General features: G+C 59.2%; 15 protein-coding genes. 8 read left to right on the top strand and 7 right to left on the bottom strand.

What is annotated here, in order from left to right:
• Positions 1-37 precede the first annotated feature (37 nt).
• From pspC to pspA, 3 genes are read right to left on the bottom strand one after another with little or no spacing between them, the layout of a single operon-like run.
• On the bottom strand, positions 38-421 hold the full coding sequence (gene pspC, locus AC22G1_RS07895) for an envelope stress response membrane protein PspC (protein ID WP_487316265.1): 384 nt from the start codon (positions 419-421) through the stop codon (positions 38-40).
• Positions 422-431: 10 nt separating this feature from the next.
• Complete coding sequence (gene pspB / locus AC22G1_RS07890) at positions 432-671, bottom strand: envelope stress response membrane protein PspB (protein WP_336407648.1); 240 nt, start codon at positions 669-671, stop codon at positions 432-434.
• Positions 672-682: 11 nt separating this feature from the next.
• Positions 683-1,348, bottom strand: a complete 666-nt coding sequence (gene pspA / locus AC22G1_RS07885) for a phage shock protein PspA (protein ID WP_050658636.1) — start codon at positions 1,346-1,348, stop codon at positions 683-685.
• Between the two features lie 172 nt (positions 1,349-1,520).
• Here pspA and pspF point away from each other — a divergent pair, with 172 nt between their 5' ends.
• From pspF to AC22G1_RS07855, 6 genes are all read left to right on the top strand, one after another.
• A complete protein-coding gene (gene pspF, locus AC22G1_RS07880; RefSeq protein ID WP_487316264.1) occupies positions 1,521-2,573 on the top strand; it encodes a phage shock protein operon transcriptional activator in 1,053 nt (350 codons plus the stop codon).
• Positions 2,574-2,675: 102 nt separating this feature from the next.
• Positions 2,676-4,286, top strand: coding sequence for an ABC transporter substrate-binding protein SapA (sapA, locus tag AC22G1_RS07875; protein ID WP_487316263.1), 1,611 nt, complete (start codon positions 2,676-2,678; stop codon positions 4,284-4,286).
• Positions 4,287-5,318: an ABC transporter permease gene (locus AC22G1_RS07870; protein WP_487316262.1), complete on the top strand. Its 1,032-nt coding sequence runs from the start codon at positions 4,287-4,289 to the stop codon at positions 5,316-5,318.
• Complete coding sequence (locus AC22G1_RS07865; protein WP_050658639.1) at positions 5,305-6,198, top strand: ABC transporter permease subunit; 894 nt, start codon at positions 5,305-5,307, stop codon at positions 6,196-6,198. The genes AC22G1_RS07870 and AC22G1_RS07865 overlap by 14 nt, the downstream gene beginning before the upstream one ends.
• Positions 6,199-7,200, top strand: a complete 1,002-nt coding sequence (locus AC22G1_RS07860; RefSeq protein WP_487316261.1) for a peptide ABC transporter ATP-binding protein — start codon at positions 6,199-6,201, stop codon at positions 7,198-7,200. It abuts the gene before it with no gap.
• Between the two features lie 2 nt (positions 7,201-7,202).
• A complete protein-coding gene (locus tag AC22G1_RS07855) occupies positions 7,203-7,973 on the top strand; it encodes a peptide ABC transporter ATP-binding protein (RefSeq protein WP_487316260.1) in 771 nt (256 codons plus the stop codon).
• A 24-nt stretch (positions 7,974-7,997) separates the two neighbouring features.
• On the opposite strand, the gene mtnK is transcribed toward AC22G1_RS07855, so the two are convergent.
• A complete protein-coding gene (gene mtnK, locus AC22G1_RS07850) occupies positions 7,998-9,182 on the bottom strand; it encodes an S-methyl-5-thioribose kinase (protein ID WP_487316259.1) in 1,185 nt (394 codons plus the stop codon).
• Positions 9,183-9,301: 119 nt separating this feature from the next.
• On the opposite strand from mtnK, the gene mtnA reads away from it, so the two are divergent.
• Positions 9,302-10,291, top strand: coding sequence for an S-methyl-5-thioribose-1-phosphate isomerase (mtnA, locus tag AC22G1_RS07845; protein WP_487316258.1), 990 nt, complete (start codon positions 9,302-9,304; stop codon positions 10,289-10,291).
• A 14-nt stretch (positions 10,292-10,305) separates the two neighbouring features.
• Positions 10,306-10,959: a hypothetical protein gene (locus AC22G1_RS07840; RefSeq protein ID WP_487316257.1), complete on the top strand. Its 654-nt coding sequence runs from the start codon at positions 10,306-10,308 to the stop codon at positions 10,957-10,959.
• Positions 10,960-10,982: 23 nt separating this feature from the next.
• Here AC22G1_RS07840 and AC22G1_RS07835 read toward each other — a convergent pair whose 3' ends face one another.
• From AC22G1_RS07835 to AC22G1_RS07825, 3 genes are read right to left on the bottom strand one after another with little or no spacing between them, the layout of a single operon-like run.
• Positions 10,983-11,513, bottom strand: a complete 531-nt coding sequence (locus AC22G1_RS07835) for a 1,2-dihydroxy-3-keto-5-methylthiopentene dioxygenase (protein ID WP_487316256.1) — start codon at positions 11,511-11,513, stop codon at positions 10,983-10,985.
• Positions 11,510-12,184 (bottom strand): acireductone synthase, encoded by a 675-nt coding sequence (mtnC, locus tag AC22G1_RS07830; RefSeq protein ID WP_487316255.1) that lies wholly within the window; start codon positions 12,182-12,184, stop codon positions 11,510-11,512. The genes AC22G1_RS07835 and mtnC overlap by 4 nt, the downstream gene beginning before the upstream one ends.
• On the bottom strand, positions 12,181-12,780 hold the full coding sequence (locus tag AC22G1_RS07825) for a methylthioribulose 1-phosphate dehydratase (protein ID WP_487316254.1): 600 nt from the start codon (positions 12,778-12,780) through the stop codon (positions 12,181-12,183). Before AC22G1_RS07825 ends, mtnC begins: the two co-directional genes overlap by 4 nt.
• Positions 12,781-12,813: the final 33 nt, after the last annotated feature.

The raw sequence follows: 12,813 nt of genomic DNA, 5'->3' as shown, positions 1-12,813 counted from the left end.
CCAATAACAAGAAGGCGCCGGTGGGCGCCTCATTACCTTACAAGCGGCTTATCTGCCGGTTGAGCTGGAACTCCGTCGAGGTGACATGACCTTCCAGGCTTCTGAGCCTTTTTTCAAGGCGGGAGAACTGTTCGTTCAGGTCTCTCATGGCCTGGCGGGGCGGCTCTCCGGCCTGCCAAATCTGGCTTTTCAGTTGTACCGACTTCTCGGCGCTGGAAGCGCTGGCCGGGGCCTTATCGAGGATAAACCACAGGGCCACGTAGCCAACGATGAAGAACGAGCCTGACAGTATCGCCCCGGCTACCACCAACACCCGCACCAGCCAGGGTTCGAGGTTGAAGTGGTGGGCGATGCCGGCGCAGACGCCGGCCACTTTGCCTTCTTCGGGGTAACGGTACAGGGTGCCTCGTGAACTGTTCATCAGATGCTCCTTACGCCTTGTTACGCCACTGGGGGCTTTCTTCGTCCAACAGCCGTTCGAGGGTGGCGATACGCTCGGCCATTTTCTCGGCGGTCTGGGACAATGCGACCAGTTGTGCCCTTTCGGTTTCACTCAAGCCCTGCCCTACCTGCCGTTTGCTGCGATAGTGCAGGACGAGCCAGATGGGCGCCACTATCACCATGAACACGATCAATGGCGCGATAATCAATTGCAGCACGTCCTCCATCATTTACTCCTGTGTTATTTCTTTTTGGCCATCTTGGCCTTGAGGGCGTCCAGTTCCTGGTTGACCTTTTCATCGGCGGCCAGGGCGGCAAACTCGGCGTCCAGGGATTTACCTTTACCTAAATCATAAGCTTCGACCTGGGCTTCGATATCGTCAATACGGCGCTCGTATTGGTCGAACTTGGCCATGGTGTCTTCCACCTTTGAGCCGTCGAAGCGCTTGCGCACATCCAGGCGGGTCTGAGCGGACTGCTTGCGCAGGATAATGCTCTTTTGACGGGCCCGGGCGTCGGTCAGCTTTTCGTTGATCTGTGCCACTTCCTCGCTGAGTTTGGCGATGGACTCTTCCACGTGCACCAGCTCGGCCTGCAGGGTGGTCATGGCCTCTTCAGCGCGGCTTTTTTCAATCAGCGCGCCTTTGGCCAAATCTTCACGGTCTTTGGTCAGGGCCAGTTCGGCCTTGGCTTGCCAGTCGTGGGCCTTTTCAGCCAGCTTGGCGATGCGACGCTCCAGATCCTTGCGCTCGGCCAGGGCCTTGGCAGACAGGGAGCGGACCTCCACCAGGGTGTCTTCCATTTCCTGAATGATCAGGCGCACCATTTTTTCGGGGTCTTCGGCCTTGTCCAACAAGGCATTCAGGTTGGCATTCACGATGTCAGTGAAGCGAGAGAAAATACCCATATCATGTTCCTCGTCTGATCTAAGGGAGTTCCTTGTTTTCCCTTATCCGAAAAGCGTGCCACTTTGGCAAAAAATATAACACACTGAATTTTAATAGAAAATTATGTTTGAATACTGTTAACTAAATTGGCTTATCATAGGTTCAACCACTATTTGGCGAAAATCACCACTCATGGCATCCAGAAAACACGACAACCTGCTCGGTCAGGCCAATAGCTTCCTTGAGGTAATAGAGCAGGTCTCCAGGGCCGCCCCCCTCAATAAGCCGGTGCTCATCATAGGGGAAAGGGGTACCGGTAAGGAACTCATTGCCGAGCGTTTGCACTTTTTGTCGAGCCGTTGGGACCAGAGCTACCTCAAGCTCAACTGCGCCGCCCTCAATGAAAACCTGCTGGAATCCGAATTGTTCGGGTACGAGCAAGGGGCCTTTACCGGCGCCGCCAAACGCCACAGCGGCCGCTTTGAACGGGCCGACGGCGGCACCTTGTTTCTGGACGAACTGGCCAATACCTCCGGGCTTATTCAGGAAAAACTGCTGCGGGTCATCGAATACGGTGAGTACGAGCGGGTTGGCGGCAGCCAAACCTTAAAATCCGACGTGCGCCTGGTGTGCGCCACCAACGAAGATTTACCCACCCTGGCCGAGCGCGGCGCCTTTCGGGCCGACCTTTTAGACCGCTTGGCCTTTGACGTAATAACCCTGCCGCCCCTTCGCGAACGCCGCGAAGACATCATGGTGCTGGCCGAGCACTTTGCCATCAACATGGCCCGCCAATTGGATCAGCCGCTGTTCTCTGGCTTTACCAAAAAAGCCCAGCAGCTGCTCCTTGATCACCACTGGCCCGGCAATATCCGGGAGCTTAAAAACGTGGTGGAGCGCTCGGTCTATCGCCACAACAACCCGGATTTGCCGGTACACCAAATCATCCTCGACCCCTTCGAGTCGCCCTGGCGGCCAAAGCACCAGGTGCGCACCCAGGACAGAGCCGTGCAGGCCGCCTCTCCTTCTGCCCCCCAAAGCCAGGGCGCCAGCCATGGGGCGGCGCTGAGTTTTCCGCTGGATTTTAAAACCCTCACTCAGGAGTTTGAGGTGCAGGTGCTCACCGAAGCGCTAAAGGCCAACCAGTACAACCAAAAACGCAGCGCCGACGCCCTGGGGCTGACCTACCACCAATTGCGGGGCATACTGCGTAAGTACGAATTACTGGGCGCAGACGAGAGCTGACAGATGACATTAAAGGTAAAGGACGCCAAGGGTTTGGAAGGAGTCAGTCAACAGTGGTAGAGTTCGCCTCCCGTTCTTTAACATCGACTGACGGCATGGGTTATGCTGGCTAACCGTATCCTGGTGTTGGGCGTGCTGGGCCTGTTGCTCAGTGGCTGCTCTGACAATCATAAAAGCCTTGTGCAACAGGGCCTTATCTATTGCTCAGAGGGCAACCCCGAAACCTTTAATCCCCAGCTTGGCACCTCCGGCACCACCGCCGATGCCACCGCCAATCAGTTGTATGACAAGCTCATCGATATCGACCCCAAGACCGGTAAGGTCATTCCCCGGTTGGCCCAAAGCTGGCAGATGAGCCCCGATGGCCTGCGTTACACCTTTGAGCTGAGAAAGGGTGTGCATTTTCACACCACCCCTTATTTCACCCCCAGCCGCGATTTTAATGCCGACGATGTGATTTTCAGTTTCCGCCGCCAGTGGGACCAAAACGACCCTTATCACAACGTTTCAGGGGGCGATTACCCTTTCTTTGATGCCGTGGGCCTGGGGATGCAGCTGCACAGCATTATCCGCGACAACGACTACCAGGTGACCTTCGTTCTTAACCGGCCCAACGCCTCGTTTTTGTCGAATCTTGCCACCGATTACGCCGTTATTCTTTCGGCCGAATACGCCAATACCCTGCTGGCCGAAAACCACCCCGAGCAAATCGACAACGAGCCCATCGGCACCGGCCCCTTTATTTTCGAAAGCTACCGCAAAGACAGCTTTATCCGCTTCAAGGCCAACCCCGACTACTGGGACGGCAAGGTAGCGGTAAACCCGCTTATCTTCGACATCACCAAGAAAAGCTCGCGGCGCCTGGCCAAACTGGTGACCGGCGAATGCGACGTGATGGGCTTGCCGCTGGCCTCGGAAATTGGCGAAATTCAAAAGCACAAAGAGCTGAAGTTGCAATCAGAGCCCGGCCTTAACGTTGGCTTCTGGGCCTTTAACACCGAGCGCCCGCCCCTTAACGACCCGAGAGTGCGCCAGGCGTTGTCGCTGGCCATCGACCACAACACCATCATGCAGGCGGTCTATTACGGCACTGGCTCTGCCGCCAACTCGCTGCTGCCGCCAAGCTCCTGGGCCTATGACGACAATCTGCCCCAGAACAAGCAAAACCTGGCCAAGGCGCGGGAGCTGTTAAAAGACGTGGGCCTGGAGAACGGCTTTAACCTCGATGTGTGGGCGATGCCGGTATCGCGCTCCTACAACCCCAATGCCCGCAAGATGGCCGAGCTTATCCAGTCGGATTTGGCCGCCATCAACGTTAAAGTGCGCATCGTCACCTACGACTGGAACACCTTTCGCCGGCGCCTGGCCCGTGGCGAGCACGACTCGGTGCTGATTGGCTGGTCAGCCGACAACACCGACCCGGACAACTTCTTTACCCCCACCCTAAGCTGCGCCGCCATGGCCAGCGGCAACAACAGGGCCAATTGGTGCGACCCGGACTTTGACGCCATCCTGGCCAAGGCCCTGCTTACCCCGGACCGGGATAAACGTAAGGCCTACTACCTGGAGGCCCAGCAGTATATTGCCAAGGCGGTGCCGGTGGTGCCCATCGCCCACGGCCTGCGCTTTTTGGCCAGCCGCAAAAACATCGACGGCGTGCAGCTGCATCCTTTTGGGGCCATCAGCTTTGCCAAGGCCCGGAGGGTGCAATAAGTGCTGTACTACACCCTTCGCCGCCTCAACCTTTTTATCATCACCTTCCTGCTGTTGGCGGTGGTGTCGTTCAGCCTGACCCACCTGGGGCCGGGTAGCGGCCTTAGCCATCTGGCCAACACCGACGGCCTGGGGCCGGGGCAAATCGCGGCGCTGCGTACCCATTACCACCTTGATGACAACCTGGTGGTGCAGTTTGGCTATTACCTGGAGCGCATTTTCACCGGCGACTGGGGCTATTCGCTGAGTAACAGCGAGCCGGTGTTTGCGGCGCTGACCCGTACCCTGCCGGCCACCCTGGAGCTGATTTTGGCGGCCATGTTGCTGGCCTTGCTGTTTGGCATCCCGACCGGCGCCTTTGCCGCCGTGTACCGAAAATCCGGTACCGATTACGCGGTGCAGGGCCTGGCGCTGTTCGGCTATTCCATTCCCATTTACTGGTGGGCGCTGATCCTGGTGATGCTGTTCTCCTTGAAACTCGGTTGGTTGCCGGTGTCGGGAAGGCTCAGCCTTCTGTATGAAATTCCCGCCAAGACCGGCTTTTTGCTGGTGGACATTTGGCTCTCCAAGGTGCCCTATCGCCTTGAAGCCTTGCGCGACGCCCTAGAGCACCTGGTGATGCCGACCCTGGTGCTGGCCACGGTGCCCACCGCAGTGGTGGCGCGCCTGACCCGCACTTCGCTTCGGGACGTGCTGAAAAAGAACTACATTCGCGCCGCCCGCGCCAGGGGCGGCTCCATGTGGCGGGTGGTACGCCGCCACGGCCTGCATAATGCCTTGTTGCCGGTAGGGCGTATTTTGGGCCTGCAATTCTCGGCGCTCATTTCCGGCGCCATTATCACCGAGAGCATTTTCGACTGGCCTGGGGTGGGCAACTACCTTATCAACAGCATTTATTCGCGGGACTACCCGGCCATCCAAGGCTGCCTGCTGATGATCTCCACTTTTGTTATCCTGGTCAGCGTGGTGAACGACATCGTCTTTACCGCCATGGACCCCTTACACCGAAAACGCCTCCATGCAGAGTCCTAACCTTTACGCCGAAGAGCGCATCCCGTCGCCGCTGGTGCATACCTGGCGGGCGTTTCGTAAAAGCCCCCAGGCCATGGTGGGCCTGTACATCATTGCCGCCTTGCTGCTGGCCGCCATTTTCGGCCCCTGGCTGGCGCCCTTTGACCCTCAGGCCCAGCACCCCGACGCCCTTTTGGTGCCGCCCTCTTGGGCCCAAAACGGCCATGTGGATTACTTTGTCGGTACCGACGACCTTGGCCGGGACTTGTTGTCGCGGCTGCTGTTCGGCGCCCGCCTGACCTTCGGCTCGGCGCTGCTGGTGGTGACCGCCGCCTCGGTGCTGGGGGTGGTGCTGGGGGCCATTTCCGGCACCCTGAAGGGCCTGCAGGGCTCGATACTGCACCATTTTCTCGACACCTTGCTGTCTATCCCCTCGGTGCTGCTGGCCATCTTCTTTGTGGCCATTCAGGGCCCGGGACTGGGCTCGGCGCTGATTGCCGTGTGGCTGGCGCTGGTACCGCAGTTTGTGCGGGTTACCCACGACGCCGTGGCCTCGGAAATGGAAAAGGAATACGTGGTCGCGGCGCGCCTGGACGGCGTAGGCCGGTTTCGGCTGTTGTGGGACGTTATCCTCCCCAACGTGGGGGATGCCATCGTCCACCAATACGCACTTGGGCTGTCGGCGGCGGTGCTGGACATCAGCGCCCTGGGCTTTTTGAACCTGGGCGCCCAGGCGCCGCTGTCTGAGTGGGGCACCATGCTGGCCGGCGCCACCGACTTGGCCTACCTCGCTCCCTGGACCATCACCCTGCCGGGGGTTGCCATCATTACCACCGTTATCGCCATCAACCTGGTGGGCGACGGCCTGCGCCAGGCCCTTAATGCCCGGATGGAGCAATAAATGAGCGCTCTGTTGGATATCCGCAACCTCACCATTTCCCTCGATACCCCCCAAGGGCGGGTTCAGGCGGTAGAGAAGGTCAACTTGCTGATCAACGAAGGCGAGATCCAGGGCCTGGTGGGCGAGTCGGGCTCGGGTAAGTCTTTGGTGGCCAAAGCCATTTTGGGCCTGCAAAGTGACAGCTGGCATGTCCATGCCGATCGCATGCACTGGAAGGGAGTGGAGCTTTCCGATCTGCCCATGGAAGACCGCCGTGAGCTGATTGGCCGCGAGCTGGGTTTTATCTTCCAAGAGCCCATGAGCTGCCTGGACCCGATGCTGACCGTGGCCCAGCACCTTTTTGAAGCCCTGCCCCACCACCAGTGCCCGGTGCCGTTTTGGAACCTCTATGGCCGCCATCGCTGGCGCGCCCAGGAAGCCAAGGCGCTGCTGCACCGGGTGGGCATACCCATGCACAAAAGGGTGCTGGCCAGTTACCCCCATGAGCTTTCAGAGGGCCTGTGCCAAAAGGTGATGATCGCCATGGCCATTGCCAGCGGCCCCAAGCTCATCATCGCCGACGAACCCACGGCGCAGATGGAAGTCACCACCGAGGCGCGGATCTTCAGCCTGCTGGCGAAACTCAATCAGCTGGGCAACATGTCGGTGCTGCTCATTACCCACGACCTTGAGTCCATCAGTAAATGGAGCCACTCCATCACCGTGATGTACTCGGGGCAAACCGTGGAAGCGGGCCCCACTCAGAGCATTTTGACCCGGCCCCATCACCCCTATACCCAGGCGCTGCTGCGCTCCATCCCCCATTTTGAAGAAGGGCTGGAGCACAAGTCGCACTTGCATACCCTGCCGGGCTCCATTCCGCCGCTCCAGCACCTGCCCATCGGCTGCCGGCTTGGGCCCCGTTGCCCAAGGGCCCAGCGAAAATGCGTGGAAAAACCTCTGGTCAAAGACCTCAAGGGCCACCGTTTTGCCTGCCACTACCCCATTAACATGGAGGACTGAGCATGGCCCTTTTGGAAGTAAACGAGCTGTCCAAGACCTACGCGACCCGCGACGGCTTTTTCAAAAAAAGCCGGATCATGGCCGTCGCCCCCCTGTCCTTTACCTTAGAAGCGGGCCAGACCCTGGCCATTGTCGGTGAAACCGGTTCGGGTAAAACCACGGTGGCCAAGCTCTTGGTGGGGGCCGAGAAGGCCAGCAGCGGCGAGGTCAAACTGGGCGGCGAGCCGTTAACCCTGCACTCGCCCCAGGCATGCCGCTCCATCCGCATGATCTTCCAAGACCCCTCCACCACCCTTAACCCCAGGGTGACCATAGGCCGGCAACTGGAAGAACCCCTTAAGCTCAATACCGACCTAACCCCAGCCCAGCGCCAGGCCAAAATCGAAACCACCCTGGTACGGGCCGGTTTGCTGGCCGAACACGCCGACTACTACCCGCATATGATCTCCGGCGGTCAAAAGCAGCGGGTGGCCCTGGCCCGGGCGCTGATCCTCGGGCCCAAAATACTGGTGTGCGACGAAGCCTTGGCGGCGCTGGACGTGTCGCTTCGCGGGCAAATTCTCAACTTCATGCTCGACGAGCAGAAAAAGCACAAGCTCTCTTACGTGTTCGTGTCCCACAACATGGGTATCGTTAAACACATCTCCGATCAGGTGCTGGTGATGCATCACGGTGAGGTGGTGGAGCGCGGGCCGACAGAGGTGGTATTTAGCGACCCCCAGCATGAGGTGACCCGCCGCATGCTGATGGCCCAGAACCTGCTGGGCAATTGAAAAAGGCCGCTGATGCGGCCTTTTTCATGCAGCGGCGCTAACCGGCGCCTTCTTTAAAAGCTCACTAAGAAGGCCAATGCCGGTGGCCTCATCGCTGGCCAGTACCAGCGCCTTGCCAAGGCTCAGCGCCTGTTGCTCGGCCTTGGCGCGCAGCTCATCGTCAAGGCTGGTGATGTCGGCCACGTGGGCCAAGCCCAGGGTGCGGCGGATAAGCTCGGTACCGGCGTAACCCAGGGTGTCTTGCAGCACCTTGGCCACAAAACGGCGCTGGTAACGGGCACTGCCAAGAGCTACATCCTTATTGCCCTTTAACAGCGTGCTAAAGCGGCTCTCAAAGCACTGCCAGAACACCAGGCACTGCTCAACCAACCAGGCGGCGTACGCTTCATTACCCAAAGTGTGGTGGCGACACCAGGCCAGCAGCAGGTTGCCAATCACCGAGCCCACATCAAAGCCAATGGGGCCGAAAAAGCCAAACTCGGCGTCAATCACCTTGAGCTCGCCGGGGCCGGAGAATACCGAGCCCGAGTGCACGTCGCCGTGGAGAAGCGATTGCGGGCAGGACAAAAAGTGCGCCTTAAGCTCGGCAACACGGGCCAGCAGCTCGTCGTCTTGCCAAAGGGCCTCGGCGCTTTGGCGGCTGGCCGGGAAGATATCGTTGCGCTCGTGCTCGCGATAAGGGTCGGTAAAGAACAAATCTTCGGTAATAAGGCACAGGTCAGGGTTGATAAACTGGCTGACCAGGGCCTTTTTTTGTTTCGGGTCGAGCTCGAAATCCGAGTAGGCATAGAGGCTGTCGGCCAGGTAATCGGCCAGGTTTTGCCCCATGTTATCTACCTTTTCGGCGTTGATGAGGCGCTTTCGCAGCAGTTCAAGGTGGCTTAAATCCTCCTCGACCATGGCGTACTGCTCGAGATCAAAATCCAGCACCTTCACCACCCACTGGGGGGCCACTTTGCCATGGGCCTTGAGTACTTCGGCCTCGATACGGGCCCGCTCCAGGCTCAGCGGCCAGGATTCGCCCACGCAGCGAGCGTAAGGCAGCGCCTGTTTGACGATAAAGCTGGCATCGGCCGTTTGCAGGTGAAACACCAGATTGAGATTGCCATCCCCTATCTCGCGGCAACTGACATCGGCATCCGCTGCGATGAGTCCACGTTGTTTGGCAAAAGCGACAGCGGCTTGGCTGTCAAAGGCCTGATAAGGCATGGCACGACTCCGGTATATCGGTATAAACACCCGGAGATTTAAACGTAAAAACGTTTAGACGTCTACACCTCTCTTTTATTCAATGGCAAAATGGCCCTTTTGTTTGCCACGGACCGACCATGACCCAACGACAAGCCACCGCCCTTCGCTACCAAAACGGTACCCTGGCCATCCTCGACCAACGCGCCCTGCCAAGCGAAACCCTTTGGGTTGAGGTAAAAGACGCCGACCATCTTGTGGCCCTTATTCAAAGCCTAGCCATTCGCGGTGCGCCCTTGATTGGCATTGCTGCGGTGTTGTTTCTGGCGGTTGCGGCCAAAGCCGGTAAGGACGCCCAAACCCTCAAGGCCATCAGTGCCCAGCTGCGGGCAAGCCGCCCCACCGCCGTCAACCTGATGAACCTCTTGGACAGGCTCAACCCGCTGCTGGATAAGGACAGCGCCACCATCGAAGCTGCCGCCGTTGCCCTTTTTGACGAAGACGTGGCCCTTTGTGAGCGCATCAGTGACGCCGGCCTGCCGCTCTTTAAAAAAGGCAGCCGGGTGCTCACCCACTGCAACACCGGTGGCCTGCCCACCGCCGGGCGCGGCACCGCCCTTGGGGTTATCACCCGTGCCCAGGAAGCAGGCCTTGCCCCTTTTGTGTGGGTCGATGAAACCCGCCCCCTGGGCCAGGGTTCGCGGCTGACGGCCTATGAGCTAAAAGAAGCGGGGGTTGCCCATAAACTGCAACCTGACAGCGCCGCGGCCAGCCTCTTTGCCGCCGGTAAGGTTGACTTGGTGGTGGTTGGTGCCGACCGCATTGCCGCCAACGGCGATACCGCCAACAAGGTCGGTACCCTGATGCTGGCCGTGCTGGCCAAGCATTTTGGTGTGCCCTTTTACATTGCCGCCCCCTGGACCACCGTTGACCCGGCCTGCCCTGGCGCGGAGGCCATTCCCATTGAAGACCGCCCGGCCGACGAATTGCTGAGCCTTGGCAACAAGCAACTGGCCCCGAGCGGCACGGCGACTTACAATCCGGGTTTTGACGTGACACCTGCTACCCTTATCAGCGGCTGGATCACCGACCGGGGGCTGATCACCAACCCCGAGGCTTTTTCGCAATAAAAGAGATAGGAATCATGACCAAAGGACTCTGGCTTGCCCTTCCCTTGCTGCTGCTGGCCGGTTGCGCCAGCACCAGCGCTCCACAGCCCACCCTTGCCGACCGTTACCAGGCTGCCCTTGAAGACGCGGCCCTGATAGAACCCGGCGAAGATGTGCCGCTGGCCACGCCGGCCAAAGGCACCATCAGGGTAGTGACCTGGACCAAGCACCCCGACAGCTTCCCAAGGGGCCGTTATGTCACCACCAATTGGGGCGACACCTGGGTCACCTTGGACGGCGACGTAAAACGCTTTTGCAAGGCCTACCAAAACAAGATTGGCCAAACCCAGGCCTTGCTGGGGCTGCCCCAGGTAGCGGGTGAGCAGCGCCAGTTTGTCACCTTGGAAGTGAAATCGGCAGAGCTGTTTAGGCCCTGCGCCGACCCAGATACCGGCAAGCTGCGCTGCACCGCCGGTTTCCCAGCCAAGGTGCCGGCCAGCCACCTGGCCTGGTACGCCGAGCAGGTAGCCACCGCTTATCGGGCCGACGGCTTCCCCTGGACCCGCCTGGGTTACACCTACAACTACAACATCGGCGCCAGCGAAGTGGGGCCCACCGAATTCGTGCTGCCCAAGGGCAGCCGCGCCAAGGTGGTATCGGCCATTGCCACCGTCAGTTACTGCCAATAAAAAAGCCCCGAAAGGGGCTTTTTTCATGCGGCGTCGATAAAGTTCTCGGCCAGTTTGTCGCCGGTGTGCTGGGCTACCCAGCCATCGGGATTGGTAAAGAGCCTGACCGCCACAAAATAGGGCTCGGTGCCCATGTCAAACCAGTGTTTGGTGCCGGCCGGTACCGAGATGAAATCCCCTTCGGTGCAGGTAACCGCGTAGACGTGGTTATTAAGATGCAGGTAGAAGATACCGCTGCCGGCGGCAAAAAAGCGCACCTCGTCTTCCACGTGGATATGCTCGTCGAGGAATTTTTTACGAAGCTCGCCGGCATTGGGGTTGTCGGGCTGGATGGAGACCACGTCCACGCTCTGGTAGCCGCCTTGTTGGCGCCAGTCGTTGATAGCGTCTTGATAGCTGGCCATTACCGCATCGGGGCTAAGGTCATCAAGGCTGCGGGTGGGCAGGTATTGGTAGGCGATGCCAACGGCAGACAGCTTCTCGGCCACAACGGCGCGATCGTTCCAGCTGCCCAGCTCAATACCGTTCTCGCTGCATAAGGTCAGGGTGGTCATAGGGTCACCTCTTGGAAATGATGGGCCTGAGGATAACCCTCTGCGGCCTCAGTTCCGGGTCTGACCAGTTGGCAGACCTTAAAACCGGCCGCTCTGGCTGCCGCCAACTCTTCCTTGATATCAGACAAGAACAAGATGGCCTCACCCGGCAGGCCCAGCGCCTTGGCGATATTGTGGTAGCTGGCCTCTTCGCGCTTATGGCCGATACGGGTATCGAAGTTGGCCTCAAACAGCCCTTGCAGATCGCCAGCATCAGAGTAACCAAACAGCAGCTTTTGCGCCGCCACCGAGCCGGAGGAATACACCGCCAGGCGCAGCCCTTGCTCTTGCCAGGCGTTAAGCACCGCCGGCACCTCCGGGTAGACGTGGCCGGTAAAGTCGCCATTTTTGTAGCCGTGCTGCCAAATCAGCCCTTGCAGGGTCTTAAGGGGGGTGACTTTACGGTCTTGGTCAATCCAGCGGATAAGGGCGTCAATCTGACCTTCGGTGTCATCAACAGCCAGGCCTGCCTCTTCGCTTACCGCCGCCAGGGCCTCGGCAACTTGCGCCTCGCCACGGTGGCCGCGCACATAATCGGCCATCCGCGCCCGGGCGTAGGGGAACAACACCTTGTGTACAAAGGCAATATCGGTTGTGGTCCCTTCCACATCCATCACTACCGCTTTGATCATTTACGCCACTCCCACTCGCATTGCAGCAAAAATTCCAGCCCCTCTAAATGGCGCCAGGCTTCCTCGGCGCTGTCGCCAAAGGCATAAAGGCCGTGGCCTTTTAGCAGCAGACCACCAACAAAGGGGGCTGCTGCGTAACGGGCTTTAATGTCCTGGGCCAAGGCCTGCATGTCCTGGGTGTTGTCAAAGCAGGCAATGGCCAGAGGCTCGAGGTGGCTGGTCACGCCACGAATGGCCTTTTGCATCTCATAGCCTTCAAGCCAGAGGGTATCGCCGGGAGTTTTTCGGGATAACAGCGTGGAGGCCACCGAGTGGGTGTGAAACACCGCTTTAATGGCCGGGTCGCTGGCATACAGGGCGCAGTGCACCAGGGTTTCAGCGCTGGGTTTGGGGCCCTCGACTACTTTGCCATCTAGGTCTACTTTAACCAGATCGGCTTCGCTCAGGTTGGCCTTGTCGACACCGGAGGCGGTGATCAGGCAGTGATGTTCATCAAGGCGCAGTGACAAATTGCCGCCGGTGGCAGGCAACCAGTGGCGGCGGGCCGCCTCGTTGCAATGACGCAGCAGGGTTTGGACAAGTCCCGGGCGGGACATAGGCACTCCGTTTGGGCATATAGACGTCTAAGT

It is taken from the genome of Gallaecimonas zhanjiangensis, assembly GCF_057624825.1.
This window is presented reverse-complemented; position numbering and strand designations above follow the sequence as displayed.